An 18,463-nucleotide genomic window follows, 5' to 3' on the forward strand; every position below is an offset into this window, starting at 1 on the left:
TATCAACGGGTCGCGCGCCTCGGCCGGGCCCCGCCGCTCAGCACCGTCACCGCCCTCGCCGCGCGCGTCAGGCCCGGGAGCCACCGCTCCTGAGCCGGTCGCGCTGGATCTGGCAGCCGAGGGCGCGGCGCACGGACGCCGAGGCGGTGGCGGCCGCCTTCGAGGGGACGTCCAGGCCACGGCTGATCTCGTCGTACGCCTCGCGGTAGCCGCCGGGGAGCTCCGCACGGTGCCGCCTCAGGTCCTCTTCGACGAGCCGCCGCAGGTCGTCGACGTTCTGGGACGTGAAGCGCCGCCGCCCCCGGGCGATGGCGTTCAGGTACGGCGTGCAGCGCGCGGCGCCCGGGAAGGACTCGGAGATCTCCTCGGCAAGGCCCCACAGACGCCCTTCGAGCCACGGGATGTCGCGTTGATCGAGGGACAGCTCCATCGCGGGCTCCGGGTCGCCCGTACCGTACTTCGCCACCTGCTTGGACACGGCGGGCTGACTCATCTCGGCGAGCCGGGCGATCTTGTCCTGGGTCCAGCCGAAGCCGGCGAACAGCTTGATCATCTCGGACCGCAACGCGCGCATCTCCTCGCCCGCGCGGATGATGTCGTTCATTCCGGCGAACATCCGCCCGGCCTGTTCCTCGGTCAGTGCCTCCGGGTTCCGGGGCGCGTTCTCTTCTTCTGCCACACCTCGGTTGTACACCCGCACACGCCACCACCACAACCAGGTTATACAACCTGGTTATAGATGGCCTGACCTGGCCATTCAATTCGAATATCCCCTTGCCCCATCGGCGACGCGACTGACACCATCCACGCCATGCCCACCTTCACCGCGCACGACGGAACCCTGCTCGCCTATCGCGTACTCGGAGACGGCGATCCTGTCGTCTGCGTCCCCGGAGGCCCCGCGGACTCCCGCTATCTCGGCGACCTCGGCGGTCTGTCCGAGCACCACCGACTGATCGTCCCGGACCTTCGCGGCACCGGCCGGTCGGCGGTTCCCGAGGACCCCTCCTCCTACCGCTGCGACCGCCTCGCGGAGGACGTCGAGGCCCTACGGGAACACCTCGGACTCCCCGTGATGGACCTGCTCGCCCACTCCGCCGGCGCGAACATCGCGACGCAGTACACGGCCCGCCGTCCGGCGAACGTCCGCAGACTCGCCCTGATCACCCCCGGCGCCCGGGCCGTCGGCATCCCGATCACCGCAGAGACGCGACGCGAGCTCGCGCGGCTCCGGCAGGACGAGCCGTGGTTCCCCTCGGCCTTCGCCGCCCTGGAAGCGATCACCGACGGTACGGGCAGCGACTGGGAGGCCATCGCCCCCTTCTTCTACGGCCGCTGGGACGCTCCGGCCGAGCGGCACCACGCGGCCGGCCGGCCGGACAACATGGAGGCCGTCGCCCTGTTCGCGGCCGAGGGAGCCTTCGACCCGGAGGGCACTCGTGCGGCGCTCACCGCCTGCGAGGTCCCGGTCCTGCTGCTCGCCGGGGAGTTCGATCTGAACAGCCCCCCTCCGACCGTCACCGAGTTCGGCTCGCTGTTGCCCCACTCCACGCTCGTCGTGCAGCCGGGAGCGGGCCACTACCCCTGGATCGACGACGCCGGCCGATTCGTGGCGGCCACCTCGGCATTCCTGGGCCTGGGCGACTGAGACCCGGTGCAGGCCACGCCGACGCAGGCCACGCCGACGCAGGCCACGCCGACGCGGGACACGGGTCAGCCTGCGTCGAGGACGAGATCCGCTCGGGTGCGGCCCGGGGCGATGAGGCGGGCGTTGGCCTCGTCCGAGCGGGCCACCCAGGCGCGTGCGCCGGCGTGGTCCTTGCCGTGGCGCACATGCCGGTCGACCAACCGCCGGAGCCGCAGGGTGTCGTCGGGGGCGAGGTACCACGCCTCGTCGAGCAGGGGTCGCACCCGCGCCCACTCCCCCAGGTCGTGCAGCAGGTAGTTCCCCTCGGTGATCACCAGGGGTACGGCGGGGCCGACGGCGATGCTTCCGGCGATCGGCTCTTCGAGCCCGCGGTCGAAGGCGGGCGCATAGACCGTACCGCCGTCCGGTTCGCGCAACCGGTGCAGCAGGGCGGTGTACCCGGCCGCGTCGAAGGTGTCCGGGGCGCCCTTCCGGTCGGCCCGGCCCAGCCGTTCCAGCTCGGCCTGGGCGAGGTGGAACCCGTCCATCGGCACCACGACGGCCAGCGCCGGCCCCAGCGCCCCGGCCAGCCGCTCGGCCAGCGTCGACCTCCCGGCCCCCGGCTGCCCGGCGATCCCGAGAATCCCTCGGCCGCGGTCGGCCCGGCCGGCCAGCGCGCGGGCCCGCGCTACGAGTTCCGTCGTCTCCACGTCCGTATCCTGCCCGACTGCCCGACCGCCCGACAGCCCGACAGCGCGGCCGGGCCAGGGTCCCGGCCGCGGTTCAGGCGGAGGACCGCCAGCCGGTTTCCCGGCCGGTGGCGGCCAGCAGCGCGTCGAAACCCGAGGCGTCCGGCGCGACCTGCTTCGGCTCGTCGAACATCCCCGCGTCGCGTGCGGCCGGAGCCATGTCCCCGATCACCCCGGACAGCACCTCCACACCCGCCGGGTCGGGGGTGAAGTCCTGCCCGGTGGCCCGCGCGAGGTCCCATGCGTGCACGGTCATGTCGAGCAGCACCAGGGTCCCGACGAAGCGTGCGGGCTGGTGCATCGCTCCCGTGGTCCCCTCCTCGGCGCCCGGCTCGCCCCAGGCCGCGACGAGCAGGCCGGCCTCCTCGGCGAACAGCTCACGCCAGTCGCCCGTACTCAGCCGGTCCGGCTTCTCCTCGAACCTGCTGGGCTGCTTGCGGGCGAGCCGGGTGAAGTTCACGACGACGTCGAGGAGGTGATCGATCAACTCCCGTACGTCATAACCGGCGCAGGGCGTCGGGTCGCCGAGCTGCTCTTCCCGCACCGCCCGCACGACGGGCACCGCCCGCGCGGCGGCCGCGCCGAGGAGAGAGCTGATGCTGCTGTTGTCCATGCGCCGACCGTAGGACCCCGGCCGCCCTCCGCCGGGGAGCCTCGCCCGGGCCCTGATTCCGTAGGGGCCGCCCGGCCGTCGGGTTGCCGCTGATCGCGGGAAACGTGCCACACTCCCCGCATGCCGCCCTTCGTGACCATCGCCGCCTACGCCCCGCCCGGTGTCGGCATGCTGGCGGTCGGTGTCGTCGCCGAGGTGTTCGGCGAGCGCGCGGGGCTGCCCCGCTTCGACTTCGCGCTGTGCAGCGACCGGCCCGGGCCGGTGTCCACCGACGTCGGCGTCGCGGTCGCCGTCGATTACGGCCTGGACCGCATCGCCTCCGCGGATCTGGTGATCGCCCTGCCCTGGGCCGACTTCCGGACGCCGCCCGCACCCGCCGTACTGGACGCACTGTCCGCCGCCCACGACCGCGGCGCCCTCGTCGCGGCGCACTGCGTCGGAACCTACGCGCTCGCCGCCGCCGGGCTGCTCGACGGGCGGCGGGCCACCACGCACTGGCGGTTCGCCGAACTCCTGGCCCGCCGCCATCCGGAGGTCTCCGTCGACCCGCACGCCCTCTACGTCGACGAGGGCCGTGTCATCACGGGCGCGGGAGCAGCCGCGGGCTTCGATCTCTGCCTGCATCTGCTCAGACGAGAGCACGGCGCCGCCACGGCCAACGCCATCGCGCGCGACCTCGTGCTGCCCTCGCACCGCGAGGGCGGACAGGCGCAGTACCTCGCCGCCCCGGTCCCCGAGGACTCGCAGGACGAACGCCTCACCGAGGTCCTCGACTGGGCCCGCGAGCACCTCCACGAGCAGCTTCCCGTCGCGGAGCTGGCCCGGCGGGCCGTGATGAGCAAGCGTTCCTTCGCACGCCGTTTCGCGGCCGCGACGGGCACGACCCCGCACGCGTGGCTGGTCAATCTGCGATTGAGCCGTGCCGAAGAGCTGCTGGAGACCACCGATCTGCCCGTGGAGGAGATCGCCCGCACGGTCGGCTACACGAGCGCCGCCGTCCTGCGCGAACAGTTCGTGCGCCGCCGCGGGGTCCCGCCCCGCTCCTACCGCCGCTCCTTCACGCGCACCCCGTAGCAGGCTGCTCCATTGATTCCTGCATGAGCAAGCAGATACCTTGGGGCGATGCAAGTACCCCTGGAATCCGGGGAGTTCACCTCTCCCCCTGCCGATGACGCAGAGGACGACCGCTGGTGCATGGCGGTACGGCTGCTGGGCCGGATGGAACGTCAGCTCGACGACGTGCTGCAACGGCGCCATGCCCTCCCGCTCTCCGAGTACCGGGCCATGTGCGCGTTGAGCCGGCCGGAGAGCGGCGGTGCACTGAGAATGGGTGAACTGGCCGAACGCATCGGGATGAAGGACAGCTCGACCACCCGCCTGATCGCCCGACTGGAGGCCCAGGGACTGGCCGAACGGACCCCCGGCACCGGCGACGGCCGCGCGGTGACCGCCGCCGTCACCGACGCCGGGCGGGAACGCTACGCGGCGGCGACGTCCACCTACCGGGCCGCGCTGGGTGCCGAACTCGACGCGGCCCGGGACAACGTCTATCTCGCCGACCTCGCCAACTGGGTCCGTAACGGAGAGACCCGTCCGCTGCCCGACCGCAGGAGTTCGCATGGCAACAGTGACCGATCACTATGAAGACCTGCTCGCCGACCAGTACACCTGGATGCTCGGAGGCGACATCGCCTCACTCGCGAAGGAGCAGGCCGCACTGCTGCAAGGCTTCGGCCTGTCGCCCGACGGTCCCGCCGGGGACACCGCCGTCGACCTCGGCTGCGGTCCCGGCGCCCAGTCGCTGGCCCTGGCCGGTCTCGGCTTCCGGTCCGTCATCGCCGTCGACACCAGCAAGAAGCTGCTGGACGAGCTCGAAGGGCACGCCGGCCGGCCCTCACCGATCCGTCCGGTCCACGCCGATATCCGTACCGCCCTGCCGCACGTCGCTACCGCCGGATCGGTGGCCGCCGTCGTCTGCATGGGAGACACGCTCCCCCACCTCCCGGCCGCATCCGATGTGACGGCGCTGCTCGGTGACGTACGGAGCGCCCTCGCCCCCGGCGGCCACCTGGTCATCACCTATCGCGACCTCACCCGGCCGCTGGAGGGAACCGGCCGGTTCCTGCCCGTGCGCAGCGCCGCGGACCGGCTGCTGACCTGTTTCCTGGAGTACGTCGACGAGGACACCGTGATGGTCCACGACCTGCTCCACACCCGGGTGGACGGCGAGTGGTCGCTGCGGACCAGCAGCTATCCGAAGCTGCGGATCGGCGCCGACTGGCTGGCCGGTCAATGCCGCTGCGCGGGGCTGGAGGTCGCCCACGACGCCACGGGTGCGCGGGGCATGCGGGTGCTCCACGCCCGTAAGCCGTGAGGGGCCCGCACCCGCGTCGCCCGGTCTCACGACCACACACCCACACGACCGCATGACCACACGGCCTCAGCGGGTCGGTCAGGAATGGAGCAACACGTGGAAAGCATCAGCCGTACCGCACTGGTCGAGGACCTGATGGGGCGCTTCCCGCACGTCCCTCGGGAAGCCGTGATCAAGGAGGACCTCCTGCGCGGCGGCATGGCCTTCGACGAGTCCGCGCTCAGCGGCACCGCCGACGGGGCGTCCGGCGACGTCAAGCCGAAGTCGTACTTCATCTTCTCCTTCGACCACCGCACGCTGCCGGAACTCGGTGCGGCCGCGCTGAACCGGCCGCCCGAGGAGATCGTGCTCACGGGAGGCCCGTACGAGCTGCGCCGCACCGTGGTGTCCGTACGGGTCAATCCGGACTCCCCGTATGTCGTGCGGGGCGGCGAGGACGGCACGCTCGGCCTGTACCTGGACGGCGTACGGATCGCGGACGTCGGGCTGCCGCCGATGCCGGAGTACTACCGGCACACGCTGTCGAACGGCAAGTCGGTGATGGAGGTGGCGCCGACCATCCAGTGGGGCTACCTCGTCTACCTGACGGTCTTCCGGGTGTGCCAGTACTTCGGGGCGAAGGAGGAGTGCCAGTTCTGCGACATCAACCACAACTGGCGCCAGCACAAGGCGGCCGGACGTCCCTACACCGGGGTGAAGCCGGTGGAGGAGGTACTGGAGGCCCTGGAGATCATCGACCGTTACGACACCGCCGGTACGTCCCGCGCCTACACGCTCACGGGCGGATCGATCACCTCCCAGGTCGCCGGCCGAGACGAAGCCGACTTCTACGGTCATTACGCGAAGGCCATCGAGGAGCGGTTCCCGGGCCGCTGGATCGGCAAGGTCGTCGCCCAGGCGCTGCCGCGCGAGGACGTGCGGCGTTTCCACGACTACGGCATCCGGATCTACCACCCCAACTTCGAGGTGTGGGACCGTCGGCTGTTCCAGTTGCACTGCCCCGGCAAGGAACGTTACGTCGGCCGCGACGAGTGGCACCGCAGGATCCTGGACTCCACCGAGGTGTTCGGTCCGCGCAATGTGATCCCCAACTTCGTGGCGGGCATCGAGATGGCCGAGCCCTTCGGCTTCACGAAGGTGAGCGAGGCGATCGAGTCGACCGCCGAGGGCCTGCGGTTCTTCATGTCGAACGGGGTCGTTCCGCGCTTCACGACCTGGTGCCCGGAGCCGACGACGCCACTGGGCAAGGCCAATCCGCAAGGCGCACCGCTCGAATACCACATCCGGCTGCTGGAGACCTACCGGGCGACGCTGGAGGAGTACGGCCTCAGCTCCCCGCCCGGCTACGGCCCGGCCGGTCCCGGCCGCGCGGTGTTCTCGGTCAGCTCGTTCATGGACAGCCTGGAGGGGCTCGAGGGGACGGTTTCCTGACCTGCCCGCTCCTCGACCGGACCTGGCCGGGGCTCTCCGGCGGTACAAAAGCCGAGCGTAGGGGCGCCGGCCGGGTCTAATGGGGGAGGCAGGTCATCATCGAGGGCTTCTGTGGAGGGCCGGCATGCGGAAGATCATCGCAGGGCTGTTCATTTCGCTCGACGGCGTCGTCGAGGCGCCCGACCAGTGGCACTTCCCGTACTTCGACGAGGAGATGGGGGCAGCGGTCGACGCCACGTTCGGCGGGGTCGACACGATGCTCTTCGGCCGTAAGACCTACGACAGCTTCGCGGGGGCCTGGCCCGAGCGGGAGGCGGCCGGAGGGGAGGACGCGGCCTTCGCCAAGGCCCTCGGCGACGCGCGCAAGATCGTCGTGTCGCACCGGCCGCTCTCGTTCACCTGGCGCAACTCCGAGCAGCTCGGCGGCGATCTCGTCGAGGCGGTCACCGCCCTGAAGAACGAACCGGGCGCCGCCATCGGGATGAGCGGTTCGGTCTCCGTCGTCCGTCGGCTGCTGGCAGCGGGGCTGCTCGACGAACTGCACCTGCTGGTGCATCCGATCGTCATCCACAAGGGCATGCGGCTCTTCGCGGAGGACGGCGCTCCGGTCCCGCTCAAGCTGATCTTCTCCGAAACCTTCCGGACGGGCGTGCTGAACCTCCACTACGCCCCCGCCGAACCGCCCGGCCGGGCAACCTACGACGACGCCAAGGCCCACCTGTCGCAAACCGGCCAGTAGTCCGGGCCCCAGCCATGGAATGACCAACTTGTTTCGGCCAGAACCCTTGTTGTCTGGCTGAAACCAATGCCATGCTGTTCCGGCGGTGATCTCCTCCGCTCCCCCGTGGAGAGGTCTACGGCCCCGCCCGAGCCCCCGCCGGGCGGGGCCCGCCCGCGCCCCTCGGCGCGCGGGCTTGCCGCCGCTCGCCCCAACTCCCCCTGGACCCCCTCGGCTTCGCGGGCCCCGCACGTCGCCGTCACACTGAGTGATGATCGCCGTGCCGGTCGTGACGTTGTATGTCAGGCTGGTGGCCCGATTCCCGTGAAGGAGCCTCCGCCGTGCTGGAACGCAAGCCGCGCAAGGACCGTACCGAGGTCACGTTCGTGCTGCCCGCCGACCGGCCCCCGGGGCCGGTGAGCGTGGTGGGCGACTTCAACGACCGGCAGCCCGGAACCCACACGCCCCGGCCCCGCAACGACGCCAAGGGCGCGGTGACCGTCGGGCTGCCGAGCGAGCGGACCCATTCCTTCCGGTACCTGGCCGCCGGCGACTACTGGTTCAACGACGAGGCCGCCGGTGACCAGGACGGCCCCAACAGCCGCCTGCGCACCTGATCCCTCAGGCCGGACCCCGGCGCCGCTCCGGCAGCAGCGACGTGAGGTGGCGGGCGGTGTCGCGGGCGCGGCGCGGTACGCGGTGGCCGTGCGCCACGAGCCGGGCCGCATGCGCCATCGCGCGCAGCGCGCGCATCGAGCCGACGGCCGGTACGGCGCTCATCAGCGTCGACATGGCAGTGTCGGCCTCGCGCCAGTCGCCGGCCCGGGCCAGGACCCGGGCCAGTTCGGCGGCGAACAGCACACGGTAAGCGGGGCCGTCGTCGGCGGCGTGTGCCGCGCCGTGGAGGAGCGCGGCCGCCGTGTCCGGTTCTCCGAGCGCGGCCAGCGCCAGTCCGTGGTGGCCGTCGAGTTCCCGCTGGTCGAACCACCAGGCCCAGGCGGGGTCCCGGTCCGTGGGGCCGTCCGCCAGCAGTTGGGCGGCGGTGCGCAGGGACCACAGGGCCTGTGGCCCACGCCCCATGCGGGCCAGGGCGCGGCCGGCGCGGACGTGGAAGATCGCCGCCACCCGGCCAGGGAGGTCCTCGCGTGCCAGGACCGACGAGGCGATCCGCAGCGAACGCACGGGACGGCCGAGGTGTTCCTCCTGCATCCCGAGTACGGCCAGGATCAGCGGTTCCACGGGGGCGGGGGCCCGTCCGTCCCGGCCCCCACGGGCCAGTCGCAGTGCCCGGACGTGGAGGCGGTACGAGACGTCGTGCTGCTCGGCGTCGAAGGTGATCCAGGCTGCGACCTGGAACAGTTCGGCGAGCGCGGCCCGCTCCGCATCGCTGCGCACCGGGCCCCGGCCTGCGGTGCGCACGGCGTCCAGCGCCGCTCCCGCCGCCCACCGGGCCCCGGCGGTCACGTCGAGGGCCACGAGCCTCTCGGTCGCGGCCGCCACCTCGGTCACCGGTGATTCCGGCACGTCCAGCCCCCTGTCCAGCACGGTCCACGGCCCGGTTCGTCTCCGGCGCCCGGACCAGCATGCTGCACAAGTCCGATGCCTCCAACGGGATTCACCCGGTCCTCGGCCGGGCCAGGGCGGCGAGGGCAGCCCCGCCCGCGAGGGCCAGGGCGGCTGCCACCCGTAGGACCGCCTCTGTGGCGGACCCGTCGGCGGCCGCGTCGGCGGCGGAGCCGCTGACCGCTTCGAGCGCGGTGGCCGCCACGGCGACCGCCACGGCGCCGAGCAGCACCAACGAGGTGAGGACGAAGCCGGAGGCCGCCGCGAGGCGGGAGGCGGGGACGTAGGACTGGGTCGCCACTTGGGTCAGCGCCCATCCCAGGCCCACCCCGATGCCGACGAGGGCGAAGACCGCCGTGTACAGGGCCAGGGGTGTGGTCCAGGTGAGGGCGAACAGGCTGACCCCGCTCAGCAGCATCCCGGCCGCCATGAGCGATTCCGGCCGCCACCGCCGGGCCAGCGCGCCCGACCAGTAGCTGGCGGCCCCGGCGCCACCGGACAGCGCGAGGAACACCAGCCCCGACTCCAGGGGCGAAAGCCCCCGGGCCTGCTGGAGGTACAGCGCGGACAACACCGCGACCAGGCAGTACACGATGTTGGACACGGAACCGGCGGCCGTGACGAGGACGAACGGGCCGTTACGCAGCAACCCGAGGTCCAGCAGGGGCTCGTCGGTCCGGCGCTCGATCACGGCGAAGGCTGCCAGCAGCGCGGCGCCACCGGTCAGACAGAGCAGGGTGGGCGGCGAGGCCCACCCCCAGTGCGCGCCCTGGTCCACCGCGAGCATGACGCCGGTGATGCCTCCCGCGAGCGTGACGACGCCGGGGATGTCGAGCCCGCGCACCGCCTGCTCGTCACGCGTCTCCGGAACGAAACGCAGCATCAGCGCGGCTGCCAGGACGCAGACGGGCACGTTGAGCAGGAAGACGGCGCGCCAGCTCACGTGCTCGGCGAACGCGCCGCCCACGAAGGGTCCCAGCGCGATCCCGACGGCACTGAACGCGAGCACCGTGGCCACCGCCCTGCCCTGGCGGTCGTCCCGGAAGTACGCGGTGACGACGGCGACGGCCACCGGGAAGACGAACGCCGCTGCGGCGCCCTGTACGACCCGGCCGGCGATCAGCCATCCCACGTCCTGGGCGGCGCTGCACACCACGGACAGCGCGGCGAAGCCCACCAGCCCCCACACGAGCACCCGGCGCCTGCCCAGCAGATCGGCGGCCCGGCCGCCGACGATCATCAATGCGCCCAGCGCCAGCATGTAGCCGCTCACCAGCCACTGCAGGTCGGTCGCCGGTGTGCCGAACTCGTCGGCGATCACCGGAAGCATCAGGTTGAGGGCGAACCAGTCCATCTCCACGAGCCGCATGGAAAGGGCTGCCGCGGCGATCACAGCGCGCTCCCGCGTGGTGAAGAGGCCCGGGCTTTCCTTGGTCACGGAGGTCACGGTGGCCCGTCCGTTCGGTGCGGCACGTATTCATGTTCCCCCGCGTCCGCCGTTTCGGCACCGGGTGAGCAAAAGGAGCGTGCGGCCGTCTTCCGTGTCAGCGTGGTGGAGCACGACCCCCTTCCACACGCATCCAAGGAGTCACTTCATGGGCGGTAGCAAGGCCAAGCGCCAGGAGCCGGGCAAGGGCCGCGAGGAGCAGGAGCGCATGGTGCGCCCCGGCCAGGACCCGGTTCACCCCGAGCCGAGCCGGCCCTCCCCCGGTGGGAAGGGTCCCGACGAGGTCAGCCGTCGGCGCGAGGAAGACCGGATGCGCGACAAGGACGACATGAGCGACATGAGCGACGAGGAGCTCTGACCGGAGTTCCCGTCGCCCACGCACGCAGCCGCCCGGCCGGGTCGTAGTCACCCAGCCGGGCCGCCGCCGCCGCTCACATGCCTATCGCGCCGTCGATCCTCTCGCGCAGCAGGTCCGCGTGTCCGTTGTGCCGGGCGTACTCCTCGACCAGGTGGATCAGGACCCACCGCAGCGACACCCTGCCGCGCCAGGCGTCGTCGCCCTCGACGTCGAGGTCGGGCGCTTGCTCGACGAAGCGGTCGGCGAACGCCACCTCGGCCCGCCACGCCGCGCGGACCGCCTCGGCGTCAGCGGACCGCGCCCCCGTCGAACTCCCCGTCGGGATCGGCCTTCGAAGAGAAGAGCGGAGCCACCTCCTGCCGGGCCAGGACCTGCCGGAACCAGCGGCGTTCCACGTCGGCGAGGTGGCGGACCAGGCCCAGCAGCGACAGCGTCGACGGTTCCACCGACCGCCGGGACAACTCGGCGTCCAGGCCGGCGCACTTCATCTCCAGGGTCGCGCGCTGATCCGCCAGGAAGCCGGCCGGCATGCTCCGCTCGTCACCGGTCGCGGGGCCGCGGAACCGGCCGTCCTCCTCGGGGTCGACGAATAATTCGGATCTACTACGTCGGGTCGTCATGGCGGGAGATCAGCGAGGCCGTGCTCGACGCCTCCCCCGGGGGGGGCCGCGCGGGGGCGCCGCCGATTTGCGCGGAGCCCGTATCCGGTGTTGGTTCGAAGTAGGTGCGTACGTGGTTTCCGTCTCCCCTCGGTCTGGGGGTGCACCACCGTGTTCTTCGCCGATCGCGCGGACGCCGGCCGGCGCCTGGCCGCAGTGCTCCGTCACCTGGCGCAGGAGGGCCCTGTCGTCCTGGGCCTGCCGCGCGGCGGGGTCCCGGTGGCCTTCCAGGTGGCGCAGGCCCTCGGAGCCCCGCTCGATGTGACCGTGGTCCGCAAGCTCGGGGTGCCGTACCACCGTGAGCTGGGATTCGGCGCCATCGGCGAGGGTGGCGTGCGGGTCATCAGCGAGGACATCGTGGCCCTGGCCCGGGTCCGCAGGGAGGACCTGGCGGCGGTCGAGCACGCCGAGGAGGCGGAGCTCGCACGGCAGGCCGGAAGGTTCCGCGCAGGCCGGACGCGGGTGCCGATCGACGGCCGGACGGTGATCGTCGTCGACGACGGGATCGCGACAGGCGCCACGGCCGCGGCAGCCTGCCAGGTGGTACGGGAGATGGGCGCGGCGCGCGTGGTGCTGGCCGTGCCGGTGGCGCCACCGGACGCGGTCGCCTGGCTGCGCACCGTGGCGGACGAGGTGGTGTGCCTGTCCACGCCCCGTGGGTTCTCCGCCGTCGGCGAGTGGTACCAGGACTTCTCCCAGACCCCCGACGAGGAGGTCGTCTCCCTGCTGGCACGCGCGGCGGACCGCTCCGCGCCCCGCGAGGCGCAGGTGGTGGTTGACGCCGACGGCGTCGCTCTGGCCGGTGACCTCGTCCTGCCGCCGGACGCCGGGGCGGTCGTCGTCTTCGCCCACGGCTCCGGGAGCAGCCGCCACAGCCCGCGGAACCGGTCGGTGGCGGCGGCGCTGCGGCAGGCGGGCCTGGGCACCCTGCTCTTCGACCTGCTCACGCCGCAGGAGGAGGCCGACCGGGCGAACGTCTTCGACATCGAGACCTTGGCCCGGCGGCTGACGGAGACCACGGCCTGGCTACGGCGCCGCGAACACGCCCTTCCCATCGGCTACTTCGGGGCGAGCACCGGGGCCGCCGCCGCGCTGTGGGCCGCGTCCGCCGACGCGGACGCGAGCGCGGACACGAGTCCGGAGGTGGGCGCCGTGGTCTCCCGCGGCGGCCGTCCAGACCTCGCCGGGTCACGGCTCGCCGGCGTACGGGCGCCGACCCTCCTCATCGTGGGCGGCCGCGACACGACGGTGCTCGACCTCAACCGGGAGGCCCAGGCTCAGCTGCGCTGCGAGAACCGCCTGGAGATCGTCCCCGGCGCCACGCACCTCTTCGAGGAGCCGGGAACGCTGGACGCGGTGGCCGGCCTCGCCCGCGACTGGTTCACGACGCACCTGATGCCACGGCCCGGGTAGGCCCCGGCGCGGGGCAGGTGTTCCACGACGACGGGCCCGCCCCTGTCGCCCGGCGGGCCGGGCGACAGGGGCTGGCAGGTCCGCGCCGTCCCCCGAACGGCGGCGCGGACCGGATCAGGAGCAGGAGGTGAAGGTCGGGCTGGTGTTGGCGATGTAGAGCGTCGCACCGCCGGCCGGGTCGTCCTTGACCGGGACGGTGATGGTGTCGTCGGCCTTCCAGGGGAATCCGCGCGCATCGAAGGTCCAGGAGCCGGTCACCTTCTTCGCCAGCACGGACAGGGTCACCCACCCGTACTGCGCGGGCGGGACGGACACCTGGATCGCGTCACCGACGCTCGTGGAGCCCTGCCAGACGTTGGTGAACGACAGGCTGGAGCTGACCCTCGTCATCAGTGCCGGGGCGGCGCCCGCGCTGAGGTCCGCCGACAGCTGGGTCGTGATGCCGCTCTGCCAGCCGGTGGTCTTGGTCACCGAGAAGGACTGGGCGACCGGGGAGCCGGAGTTGTTGTACCAGACCGCGGAGGCGCAGACCTTCGGCAGGGGCGCGGCCGTGGCCTCGCTCTTCACCGCCCAGGAGCAGCTCGAAGGGTCCTTCTGGCAGGCCCGGGCGCCGTGGTCCACGGCCAGGTCGAAGGCGGCGGCCGAGTTCGTGCTCCAGCGCTGGTTGATACCGGCGTGGCAGTTGGACTTCCCGGTCCACGCGTCGTCGTACTGGGCGTTGCCCACGAGGTCGAGGCAGGAGTTGTCGCTCTCGTTGCGGATCATGAATGCGGTGGTGGAGCCGGCCACGGGCTGGAAGTACCACTTCTGGCTCTTCTGGCCGCGGCAGGTCTGCTGCCGCAGCGCGGGCCAGCTGAGGTCGATGCACTTGCCCGTGGTGCCGTTGACGATGGTGAAGCTGTAGTCCGCCGGGTCGACGTTCAGGTTCCAGGACTGGTGGTAGCCGGGAGCGGAGTTGGTGACGATGTAGGCCCCGTCGTCGCGCGAGCCGTTCTGTACGTCGAGCTGGCGGCCGTTGCTGACGGACTTGAGGCTCACGCACCGGAGCGGGGAGCCGCAGGTCTCGTCCGCGTGGGCCGTGGCCGACGCCAAGGGGGAGGCCATGATGCCCAGGGCGACGCAGCACGTCGCCAGGGCTGCGGCGAGCATGCGCAGGAACGCCGTCGAGCGTTCCCGCACGGGGGCGGGGGTCGAGGTCATGGGCGGGACCTTTCTTGTCGGACGGGAAGGGGTGACCTGGCTGACCGGGGTGACCGGGCGGGCCGGGTCGTGGCGGACCGTCATGCGGCCGCGCCGGCGGCGAACGCAGCCTCCAGGCGCGGTACGTAGTCCACGAGGTCCTGGCTCCAGCAGCCGCTGGTGTGGCCGCCGCGGCAGCTGTCGCCCCAGCCGGAGCCGTTGCCGTAGTTGACGTAGTGGTACGGGAATCCGAGGGCGTCCAGGCGCTCCTTGGTGTGCCGCGCCGCCGACTCGGCCCAGAACTCGAAGTCGGCGGGGTCGCCGTTGCCGGTGCCGGTGTAGACGGCGATGCCCATGCCTTCCAGGGCTGCCATGTGCGCGATGGGATCCGCCGCGTTCCAGCGCCAGTCGGCGTCGAACACCGGATACGGGGTGCCGAAGACGGCGTCGCTGGAGACTGCGGGACCGAATTCGAGGTTGCAGGTGGGTGCGGAGCTGGAACCGCACAGCGGGGCACCGACGTTGGTCAAGGTGGCGACGACGGCCGCGCGGATGACCGCGTGGTTCCTGGACAGGTCGTTGGCGCCGGAGAGGGTGGCGACCTGGCTGAACAGGCCGGGGTGGCGCTGGGCGTAGTGCAGGGCGCCGAATCCGCCCATGGAGAGGCCCGCGACGGCCCGTCCCTGCTTGCCGGTGACGGTGCGCAGGTTGGCGTCGATGAAGGGGATCACCTGGTTGATGTGGAAGGTCTCCCAGTTCTGCGCCCCCGCGGCGGTCTTCTGGTCGAGCCAGTTGGCGTACCAGCCCCGGCGGCCACCGTCCGCAATGACCGTGATCATCGACTGGGCGGCCGTGAGTGCGGGGTAGGCCAGTGCGGGGTTCCCGGGGTCGTCGGACGCACCGTGCAGGAAGTAGAGGACCGGGTAGCGCCTGGCGGGATCGGCCACGTAGTCGACGGGCAGCAGGATCCGGATGCGGTGCTCGCCCGCGACCTCGGGCGTGGCGACGGTGACCACGAAGTTGGTCGCGGTACCGGTCACGGCGGCGACCTGGGTCAGGCCGGACCCGTCCGTCATGGCGGGCGGGCCTTGGGGGTCGGCGTGGACGGGCGGCGTGCCCGCCAGCACTGCGGCCACCAGGGCGAAGGCCGCCGCCATGGCGCGCAGCAGCCGGGCGGATGAGAGCGGTCTCGTCGAGGATGTTCCGGGCGAGTTGTGGGCCATGGGCCGAGTGTGGACCAGACGCCGTGTCAATTTGGAGTCTAGTTCTAGAAAAATTCTCCGCTTCTCATGGCCGGAACCAGGTCGGTCAGGGGCCCGCGACGCCACCGGCCGGGACCCCGGGGCGGGGGCCGGGGTCGGGGCCGGGGCCGCGAGCAAGAACTCACGCCTCCGGCCCCGGTTCTGCCGCCTACTGCTTGTTCTTGGCCAGGTCTTCCTGGAACAGCTTCTCGCAGGCGGGGCCGGTGTCCGTGGCGATGAACGAGACCATCAGCATGGCGCCCGCCTTGCCGTGGTGGCTCGCCTTCATGCTCCAGCCGCTCTTGTCGAGCGTCTTGACGACCGAGATCTGCTGGTCGAGCGTGCGCGATTCCTTCCATCCGCCCTTGGTCAGGGCGGCGACCGTGTCGTCGTAGGACTTCTTCGAGTCGGTGGCCTTCTTCGTGTCCGCGACCCAGGAGACCATGCAGGACTTCAGGGCCGCCGGGACGTCGTCCCCGGCCTTCTCGGCGAATCCGGCTGCCGTGGCCGCGCCCTCGATCTCCTTCTTCACCGCTGCGGCGTCCAGGGCGCCGGACGACCCCGCCTTGGCCGGGGCGGAGGAGCCCGCCGCGGGGGCGGCACCCTCCTTGGCCTTGTCCGAACCGCCTTCACTGCCGCAACCCGCAACCAGCAACACCGCACCGGCAGCCGCGGCCGCCCACCTCGCCTTGCGCACTTCATCCCATTCCCGTGTGCACGGGGCCCGTTGCCCCCGTGATCAAGGAAACAGTCTGCCACGGAGAGGCGCGACCGCCCCGGCCGCGCGGAGCGGGCACAGCAGGCTGCGGGACGGGTACGGACCGTACACCGGCGGATGCACGGCACTCCGGAGCGGGCGCATGCGTCGGCTGAAACGGGGCAGGAGCCGAATGCGAGATGGGAGAGAACATCATGATCATCCTTGGCATCATCCTGCTGATCATCGGCTTCCTCACCGGTATCTCCATCCTCTGGACCATCGGGGTCATCCTGCTCGTCGTCGGCGTCATCCTGTGGATTCTGGGAGCCGTCGGCCACTCGGTAGGAGGCCGGCGCCATTACTACTAGCAGCGCCTACAGCTACTAGCAGCGCCTGCTACCAGCGGCGCCGCTCCCCCCGCCGACCGGTGCGATCCGCTGCCGCACGGCCCCGTCAGGGCCGTGCGGCAGGTGCGCCGGTGCGGCCGCGGAGCTCGGCCAGGCCGCGGCGGGTGGCGGCCAGCACGACCCGGTCCTCGGGCTTGAGGACGTAACCGGGGTGCAGGTCCCACACCAGCCCCTGACTGGAGTCCGCTCCTTCGCGAGGGAGGGACGCCAGGTCGGGGCGGCGGTCTTCGGGGGAGGCGGCGTCGAGGGCGATCACCCGCCAGGCCCCCGGGCGGAAGGACTCGGTGATCGTCCGGCCTTCCAGTTGCGGGTGGCCCGCCACGTCGACGACGGCGAAGAGCAGCACCCGGCGCTCCACCGCTATGGCTCCGAGGATCTGCCGGCCCATCATCGCCCCGGCGAAGGCGGGCGCGGCGAGATGAGTGACGCTGCGGCTGCGGGTGAGGGCGCCCGGGTGGGCGACGCGCAGGGTGCGGTAGACGGCAGTCGCGAAGTCGTCCTCGTACAGGCGCATGACGACCCGGAGATCCGGTTTGACCGCGCGCGCGTACAGGGCGGCTTCCAGGTTGGTGGTGTCCGAGCTGGTGAGGGCGAGCAGCGCGTGCGCGCGATGGACGCGGGCGGCCTCCAGTACGCCCTCGTCGGTGACGTCGCCCACGACCACGGGCACCCGCAGTCGGCGGGCCAGTGCCACGCCCCGGGCCTGCGGGTCCGACTCCACGCACACCACCGGGATCTCAAGTTCCCGCAGCCGCGCCAGCACCCGGGCGCCGATCTTGCCCAGCCCCAGCAGCACCACGTGCCCGGACAGCCCGCGGGGCGGCCGGCGCAGAACGGTGGCCGTGCGGAACGCCCCGAGCGCTTCGAGCGCGGCCGCCACCAGCACGGGCAGGAGGAGCAGGCCGACGAATCCGGCCAGGATCTGCAGCAGCTGCCGCTGCGCGGGGGCCCCGACCGCAGGATCGTTGATCGCGAAGATGTCGAGGAGGGTGATGTACGCGGCGTGCAGGGGGTGGTCTCCCGTGGTCAGCCAGGACGCCACGGCGAGTGCGGTGACGGCCGCCACGATGCCGGCCAGCGACCAGCGCAGTCGCCGGGAGAACAGCGAGGCCACCGGCAGCGATGCCGCTCCGAGCCGTGGCGCCGCCTGCGCCGGGCCCGTGTGGGCCACCGCTTCCAGGGCCACGGTGCCGCGTCCCGCGGCAGCCGCCACCGCGCGGTCGTCGGGCAGGAGTTGGAGCCCGCGTTCACCGCCGAGTACGGAACTCTCGCTGCCGGCCGGGTCGGTGGAGGTCGCGGACAGCAGCGCGAGGGTGCACAGGCCCGGATCGGCGGTCTCGCCCCTGCCCGGCGGCATCCGCTCGACCGCCCGCAGCAGCAGACCGTCCGCCTGGACCACCTTGCTCGTCCCCGCGACCGCGCTCGCGGCCAGGGCGGGCGCGGCCGTGTCGGCATCGGACAGCACGGTCGTGGCGGAGTCCCGCTCGCGCGGATCGAGCCCCGGTTCGGCGACGATGGCCGCCTGGTCCAGGAGGTCCTCCAGGTGCTGGCCGAGCTTGCGGTTGTAGAGCCGGATCACCAGCCGGAGCCTCGGATTGAGGCGCCGGGCCACGAGGGCGGCCCGTACGTTCCTGTCGTCGTCCTCGTAGACGAGCGCCAGCGCGGCGGCGCCGGCCACCCCCGCGGCGGACAGCACCTCCTCGTCCGGCTCCGCCGCCTCCACGACCTGCGGCCCCTCCGCAAGCGGCTCCCCCGCCGGCGCGCGCAGCGCCCTGGCCGACGGGACGAGTCCCCAGCGCCCCCGGCGCGCGGGCCGGCCGACCGCGAGCGGTGGCTCGCTCGCGGGCGGCACCACCAGCGTCACCCGCTCCCCGTACACCTCGCCGAGCTCGGCCGTCAGCCTGCGGGCCAGCCCGTCGTCACCGCACACCACCATCCGGCCCGCGGTGGCCGGGACTTGAAGAACCTGCTGGGGAATCTGCAC

General features: G+C 72.2%; 19 protein-coding genes and 1 pseudogene. 10 read left to right on the top strand and 10 right to left on the bottom strand.

Annotation, left to right across the window (positions count from 1 at the left end; all coding sequences use genetic code 11):
* Window positions 1–67: 67 nt before the first annotated feature.
* Window positions 68–679, bottom strand: coding sequence for a sigma-70 family RNA polymerase sigma factor (locus tag ACFYOB_RS01775; protein ID WP_388553046.1), 612 nt, complete (start codon window positions 677–679; stop codon window positions 68–70).
* A 132-nt stretch (window positions 680–811) separates the two neighbouring features.
* Here ACFYOB_RS01775 and ACFYOB_RS01780 point away from each other — a divergent pair, with 132 nt between their 5' ends.
* Window positions 812–1,648 carry an alpha/beta fold hydrolase gene (locus tag ACFYOB_RS01780; protein ID WP_388553048.1) on the top strand — a complete coding sequence of 279 codons (837 nt, stop codon included), beginning with the start codon at window positions 812–814 and terminating at the stop codon, window positions 1,646–1,648.
* Window positions 1,649–1,713: 65 nt separating this feature from the next.
* Here the strand turns inward: ACFYOB_RS01780 and ACFYOB_RS01785 are convergent, their stop codons facing one another.
* Together ACFYOB_RS01785 and ACFYOB_RS01790 are read right to left on the bottom strand one after the other, a co-directional pair.
* Window positions 1,714–2,337: a nucleoside/nucleotide kinase family protein gene (locus tag ACFYOB_RS01785; RefSeq protein WP_388553051.1), complete on the bottom strand. Its 624-nt coding sequence runs from the start codon at window positions 2,335–2,337 to the stop codon at window positions 1,714–1,716.
* Between the two features lie 73 nt (window positions 2,338–2,410).
* Window positions 2,411–2,989: a TIGR03086 family metal-binding protein gene (locus tag ACFYOB_RS01790; protein WP_388553054.1), complete on the bottom strand. Its 579-nt coding sequence runs from the start codon at window positions 2,987–2,989 to the stop codon at window positions 2,411–2,413.
* Between the two features lie 120 nt (window positions 2,990–3,109).
* Here ACFYOB_RS01790 and ACFYOB_RS01795 point away from each other — a divergent pair, with 120 nt between their 5' ends.
* The 6 genes from ACFYOB_RS01795 (at window position 3,110) to ACFYOB_RS01820 (ending at window position 8,129) form a co-directional block, all read left to right on the top strand.
* Window positions 3,110–4,063, top strand: a complete 954-nt coding sequence (locus tag ACFYOB_RS01795) for a GlxA family transcriptional regulator (RefSeq protein ID WP_388553057.1) — start codon at window positions 3,110–3,112, stop codon at window positions 4,061–4,063.
* A gap of 48 nt (window positions 4,064–4,111) precedes the next feature.
* On the top strand, window positions 4,112–4,633 hold the full coding sequence (locus ACFYOB_RS01800; protein ID WP_388553060.1) for a MarR family winged helix-turn-helix transcriptional regulator: 522 nt from the start codon (window positions 4,112–4,114) through the stop codon (window positions 4,631–4,633).
* Entirely contained in the window at window positions 4,608–5,363 is a 756-nt protein-coding gene (locus ACFYOB_RS01805; protein ID WP_388553063.1) for a class I SAM-dependent methyltransferase, read from the top strand. Before ACFYOB_RS01800 ends, ACFYOB_RS01805 begins: the two co-directional genes overlap by 26 nt.
* 96 nt (window positions 5,364–5,459) lie before the next feature.
* The gene (locus tag ACFYOB_RS01810) at window positions 5,460–6,794 is read left to right on the top strand and encodes a radical SAM protein (protein WP_388553066.1); all 1,335 of its coding nucleotides are present in this window, start codon (window positions 5,460–5,462) and stop codon (window positions 6,792–6,794) included.
* Between the two features lie 124 nt (window positions 6,795–6,918).
* On the top strand, window positions 6,919–7,533 hold the full coding sequence (locus ACFYOB_RS01815) for a dihydrofolate reductase family protein (protein ID WP_388553069.1): 615 nt from the start codon (window positions 6,919–6,921) through the stop codon (window positions 7,531–7,533).
* Window positions 7,534–7,853: 320 nt separating this feature from the next.
* Window positions 7,854–8,129, top strand: a complete 276-nt coding sequence (locus tag ACFYOB_RS01820) for a hypothetical protein (RefSeq protein WP_388553072.1) — start codon at window positions 7,854–7,856, stop codon at window positions 8,127–8,129.
* Between the two features lie 4 nt (window positions 8,130–8,133).
* Here the strand turns inward: ACFYOB_RS01820 and ACFYOB_RS01825 are convergent, their stop codons facing one another.
* Both ACFYOB_RS01825 and ACFYOB_RS01830 read right to left on the bottom strand, forming a co-directional pair.
* Window positions 8,134–9,036 (bottom strand): hypothetical protein, encoded by a 903-nt coding sequence (locus tag ACFYOB_RS01825; RefSeq protein WP_388553075.1) that lies wholly within the window; start codon window positions 9,034–9,036, stop codon window positions 8,134–8,136.
* Window positions 9,037–9,127: 91 nt separating this feature from the next.
* On the bottom strand, window positions 9,128–10,513 hold the full coding sequence (locus tag ACFYOB_RS01830) for an MFS transporter (RefSeq protein ID WP_388553078.1): 1,386 nt from the start codon (window positions 10,511–10,513) through the stop codon (window positions 9,128–9,130).
* 157 nt (window positions 10,514–10,670) lie between these two features.
* On the opposite strand from ACFYOB_RS01830, the gene ACFYOB_RS01835 reads away from it, so the two are divergent.
* Window positions 10,671–10,880 carry a hypothetical protein gene (locus tag ACFYOB_RS01835; RefSeq protein ID WP_388553081.1) on the top strand — a complete coding sequence of 70 codons (210 nt, stop codon included), beginning with the start codon at window positions 10,671–10,673 and terminating at the stop codon, window positions 10,878–10,880.
* 73 nt (window positions 10,881–10,953) lie between these two features.
* Here ACFYOB_RS01835 and ACFYOB_RS01840 read toward each other — a convergent pair.
* Window positions 10,954–11,500: pseudogene (locus ACFYOB_RS01840) on the bottom strand (DinB family protein).
* A gap of 150 nt (window positions 11,501–11,650) precedes the next feature.
* Here ACFYOB_RS01840 and ACFYOB_RS01845 point away from each other — a divergent pair.
* Window positions 11,651–12,952 carry a phosphoribosyltransferase family protein gene (locus tag ACFYOB_RS01845; RefSeq protein ID WP_388553084.1) on the top strand — a complete coding sequence of 434 codons (1,302 nt, stop codon included), beginning with the start codon at window positions 11,651–11,653 and terminating at the stop codon, window positions 12,950–12,952.
* A gap of 114 nt (window positions 12,953–13,066) precedes the next feature.
* Here ACFYOB_RS01845 and ACFYOB_RS01850 read toward each other — a convergent pair whose 3' ends face one another.
* The 3 genes from ACFYOB_RS01850 to ACFYOB_RS01860 form a co-directional block, all read right to left on the bottom strand.
* Window positions 13,067–14,152 (bottom strand): RICIN domain-containing protein, encoded by a 1,086-nt coding sequence (locus ACFYOB_RS01850; RefSeq protein WP_388553087.1) that lies wholly within the window; start codon window positions 14,150–14,152, stop codon window positions 13,067–13,069.
* A gap of 80 nt (window positions 14,153–14,232) precedes the next feature.
* The gene (locus ACFYOB_RS01855) at window positions 14,233–15,288 is read right to left on the bottom strand and encodes an alpha/beta hydrolase (RefSeq protein WP_388553994.1); all 1,056 of its coding nucleotides are present in this window, start codon (window positions 15,286–15,288) and stop codon (window positions 14,233–14,235) included.
* 253 nt (window positions 15,289–15,541) lie between these two features.
* Window positions 15,542–16,069 carry a hypothetical protein gene (locus ACFYOB_RS01860; protein ID WP_388553090.1) on the bottom strand — a complete coding sequence of 176 codons (528 nt, stop codon included), beginning with the start codon at window positions 16,067–16,069 and terminating at the stop codon, window positions 15,542–15,544.
* 215 nt (window positions 16,070–16,284) lie between these two features.
* On the opposite strand from ACFYOB_RS01860, the gene ACFYOB_RS01865 reads away from it, so the two are divergent.
* On the top strand, window positions 16,285–16,440 hold the full coding sequence (locus ACFYOB_RS01865; RefSeq protein ID WP_388553996.1) for a DUF6131 family protein: 156 nt from the start codon (window positions 16,285–16,287) through the stop codon (window positions 16,438–16,440).
* 85 nt (window positions 16,441–16,525) lie between these two features.
* Here the strand turns inward: ACFYOB_RS01865 and ACFYOB_RS01870 are convergent, their stop codons facing one another.
* A complete protein-coding gene (locus ACFYOB_RS01870) occupies window positions 16,526–18,415 on the bottom strand; it encodes a potassium channel family protein (RefSeq protein ID WP_388553998.1) in 1,890 nt (629 codons plus the stop codon).
* Between the last annotated feature and the right edge of the window lie 48 nt (window positions 18,416–18,463).

The organism is Streptomyces sp. NPDC006463 (genome assembly GCF_042870715.1).
Lineage (GTDB): Bacteria > Actinomycetota > Actinomycetes > Streptomycetales > Streptomycetaceae > Streptomyces.

Coding starts and splice junctions, on each gene's coding strand:
- ACFYOB_RS01780 (WP_388553048.1), top strand. CDS start 812: ATGCCCACCTTCACCGCGCACGACGGAACCCTGCTCGCCTATCGCGTA.
- ACFYOB_RS01815 (WP_388553069.1), top strand. CDS start 6,919: ATGCGGAAGATCATCGCAGGGCTGTTCATTTCGCTCGACGGCGTCGTC.
- ACFYOB_RS01835 (WP_388553081.1), top strand. CDS start 10,671: ATGGGCGGTAGCAAGGCCAAGCGCCAGGAGCCGGGCAAGGGCCGCGAG.
- ACFYOB_RS01865 (WP_388553996.1), top strand. CDS start 16,285: ATGATCATCCTTGGCATCATCCTGCTGATCATCGGCTTCCTCACCGGT.
- ACFYOB_RS01855 (WP_388553994.1), bottom strand. CDS start 15,288: ATGGCGGCGGCCTTCGCCCTGGTGGCCGCAGTGCTGGCGGGCACGCCG.
- ACFYOB_RS01790 (WP_388553054.1), bottom strand. CDS start 2,989: ATGGACAACAGCAGCATCAGCTCTCTCCTCGGCGCGGCCGCCGCGCGG.
- ACFYOB_RS01850 (WP_388553087.1), bottom strand. CDS start 14,152: ATGACCTCGACCCCCGCCCCCGTGCGGGAACGCTCGACGGCGTTCCTG.
- ACFYOB_RS01795 (WP_388553057.1), top strand. CDS start 3,110: ATGCCGCCCTTCGTGACCATCGCCGCCTACGCCCCGCCCGGTGTCGGC.
- ACFYOB_RS01870 (WP_388553998.1), bottom strand. CDS start 18,415: ATGGTGGTGTGCGGTGACGACGGGCTGGCCCGCAGGCTGACGGCCGAG.
- ACFYOB_RS01800 (WP_388553060.1), top strand. CDS start 4,112: ATGCAAGTACCCCTGGAATCCGGGGAGTTCACCTCTCCCCCTGCCGAT.
- ACFYOB_RS01805 (WP_388553063.1), top strand. CDS start 4,608: ATGGCAACAGTGACCGATCACTATGAAGACCTGCTCGCCGACCAGTAC.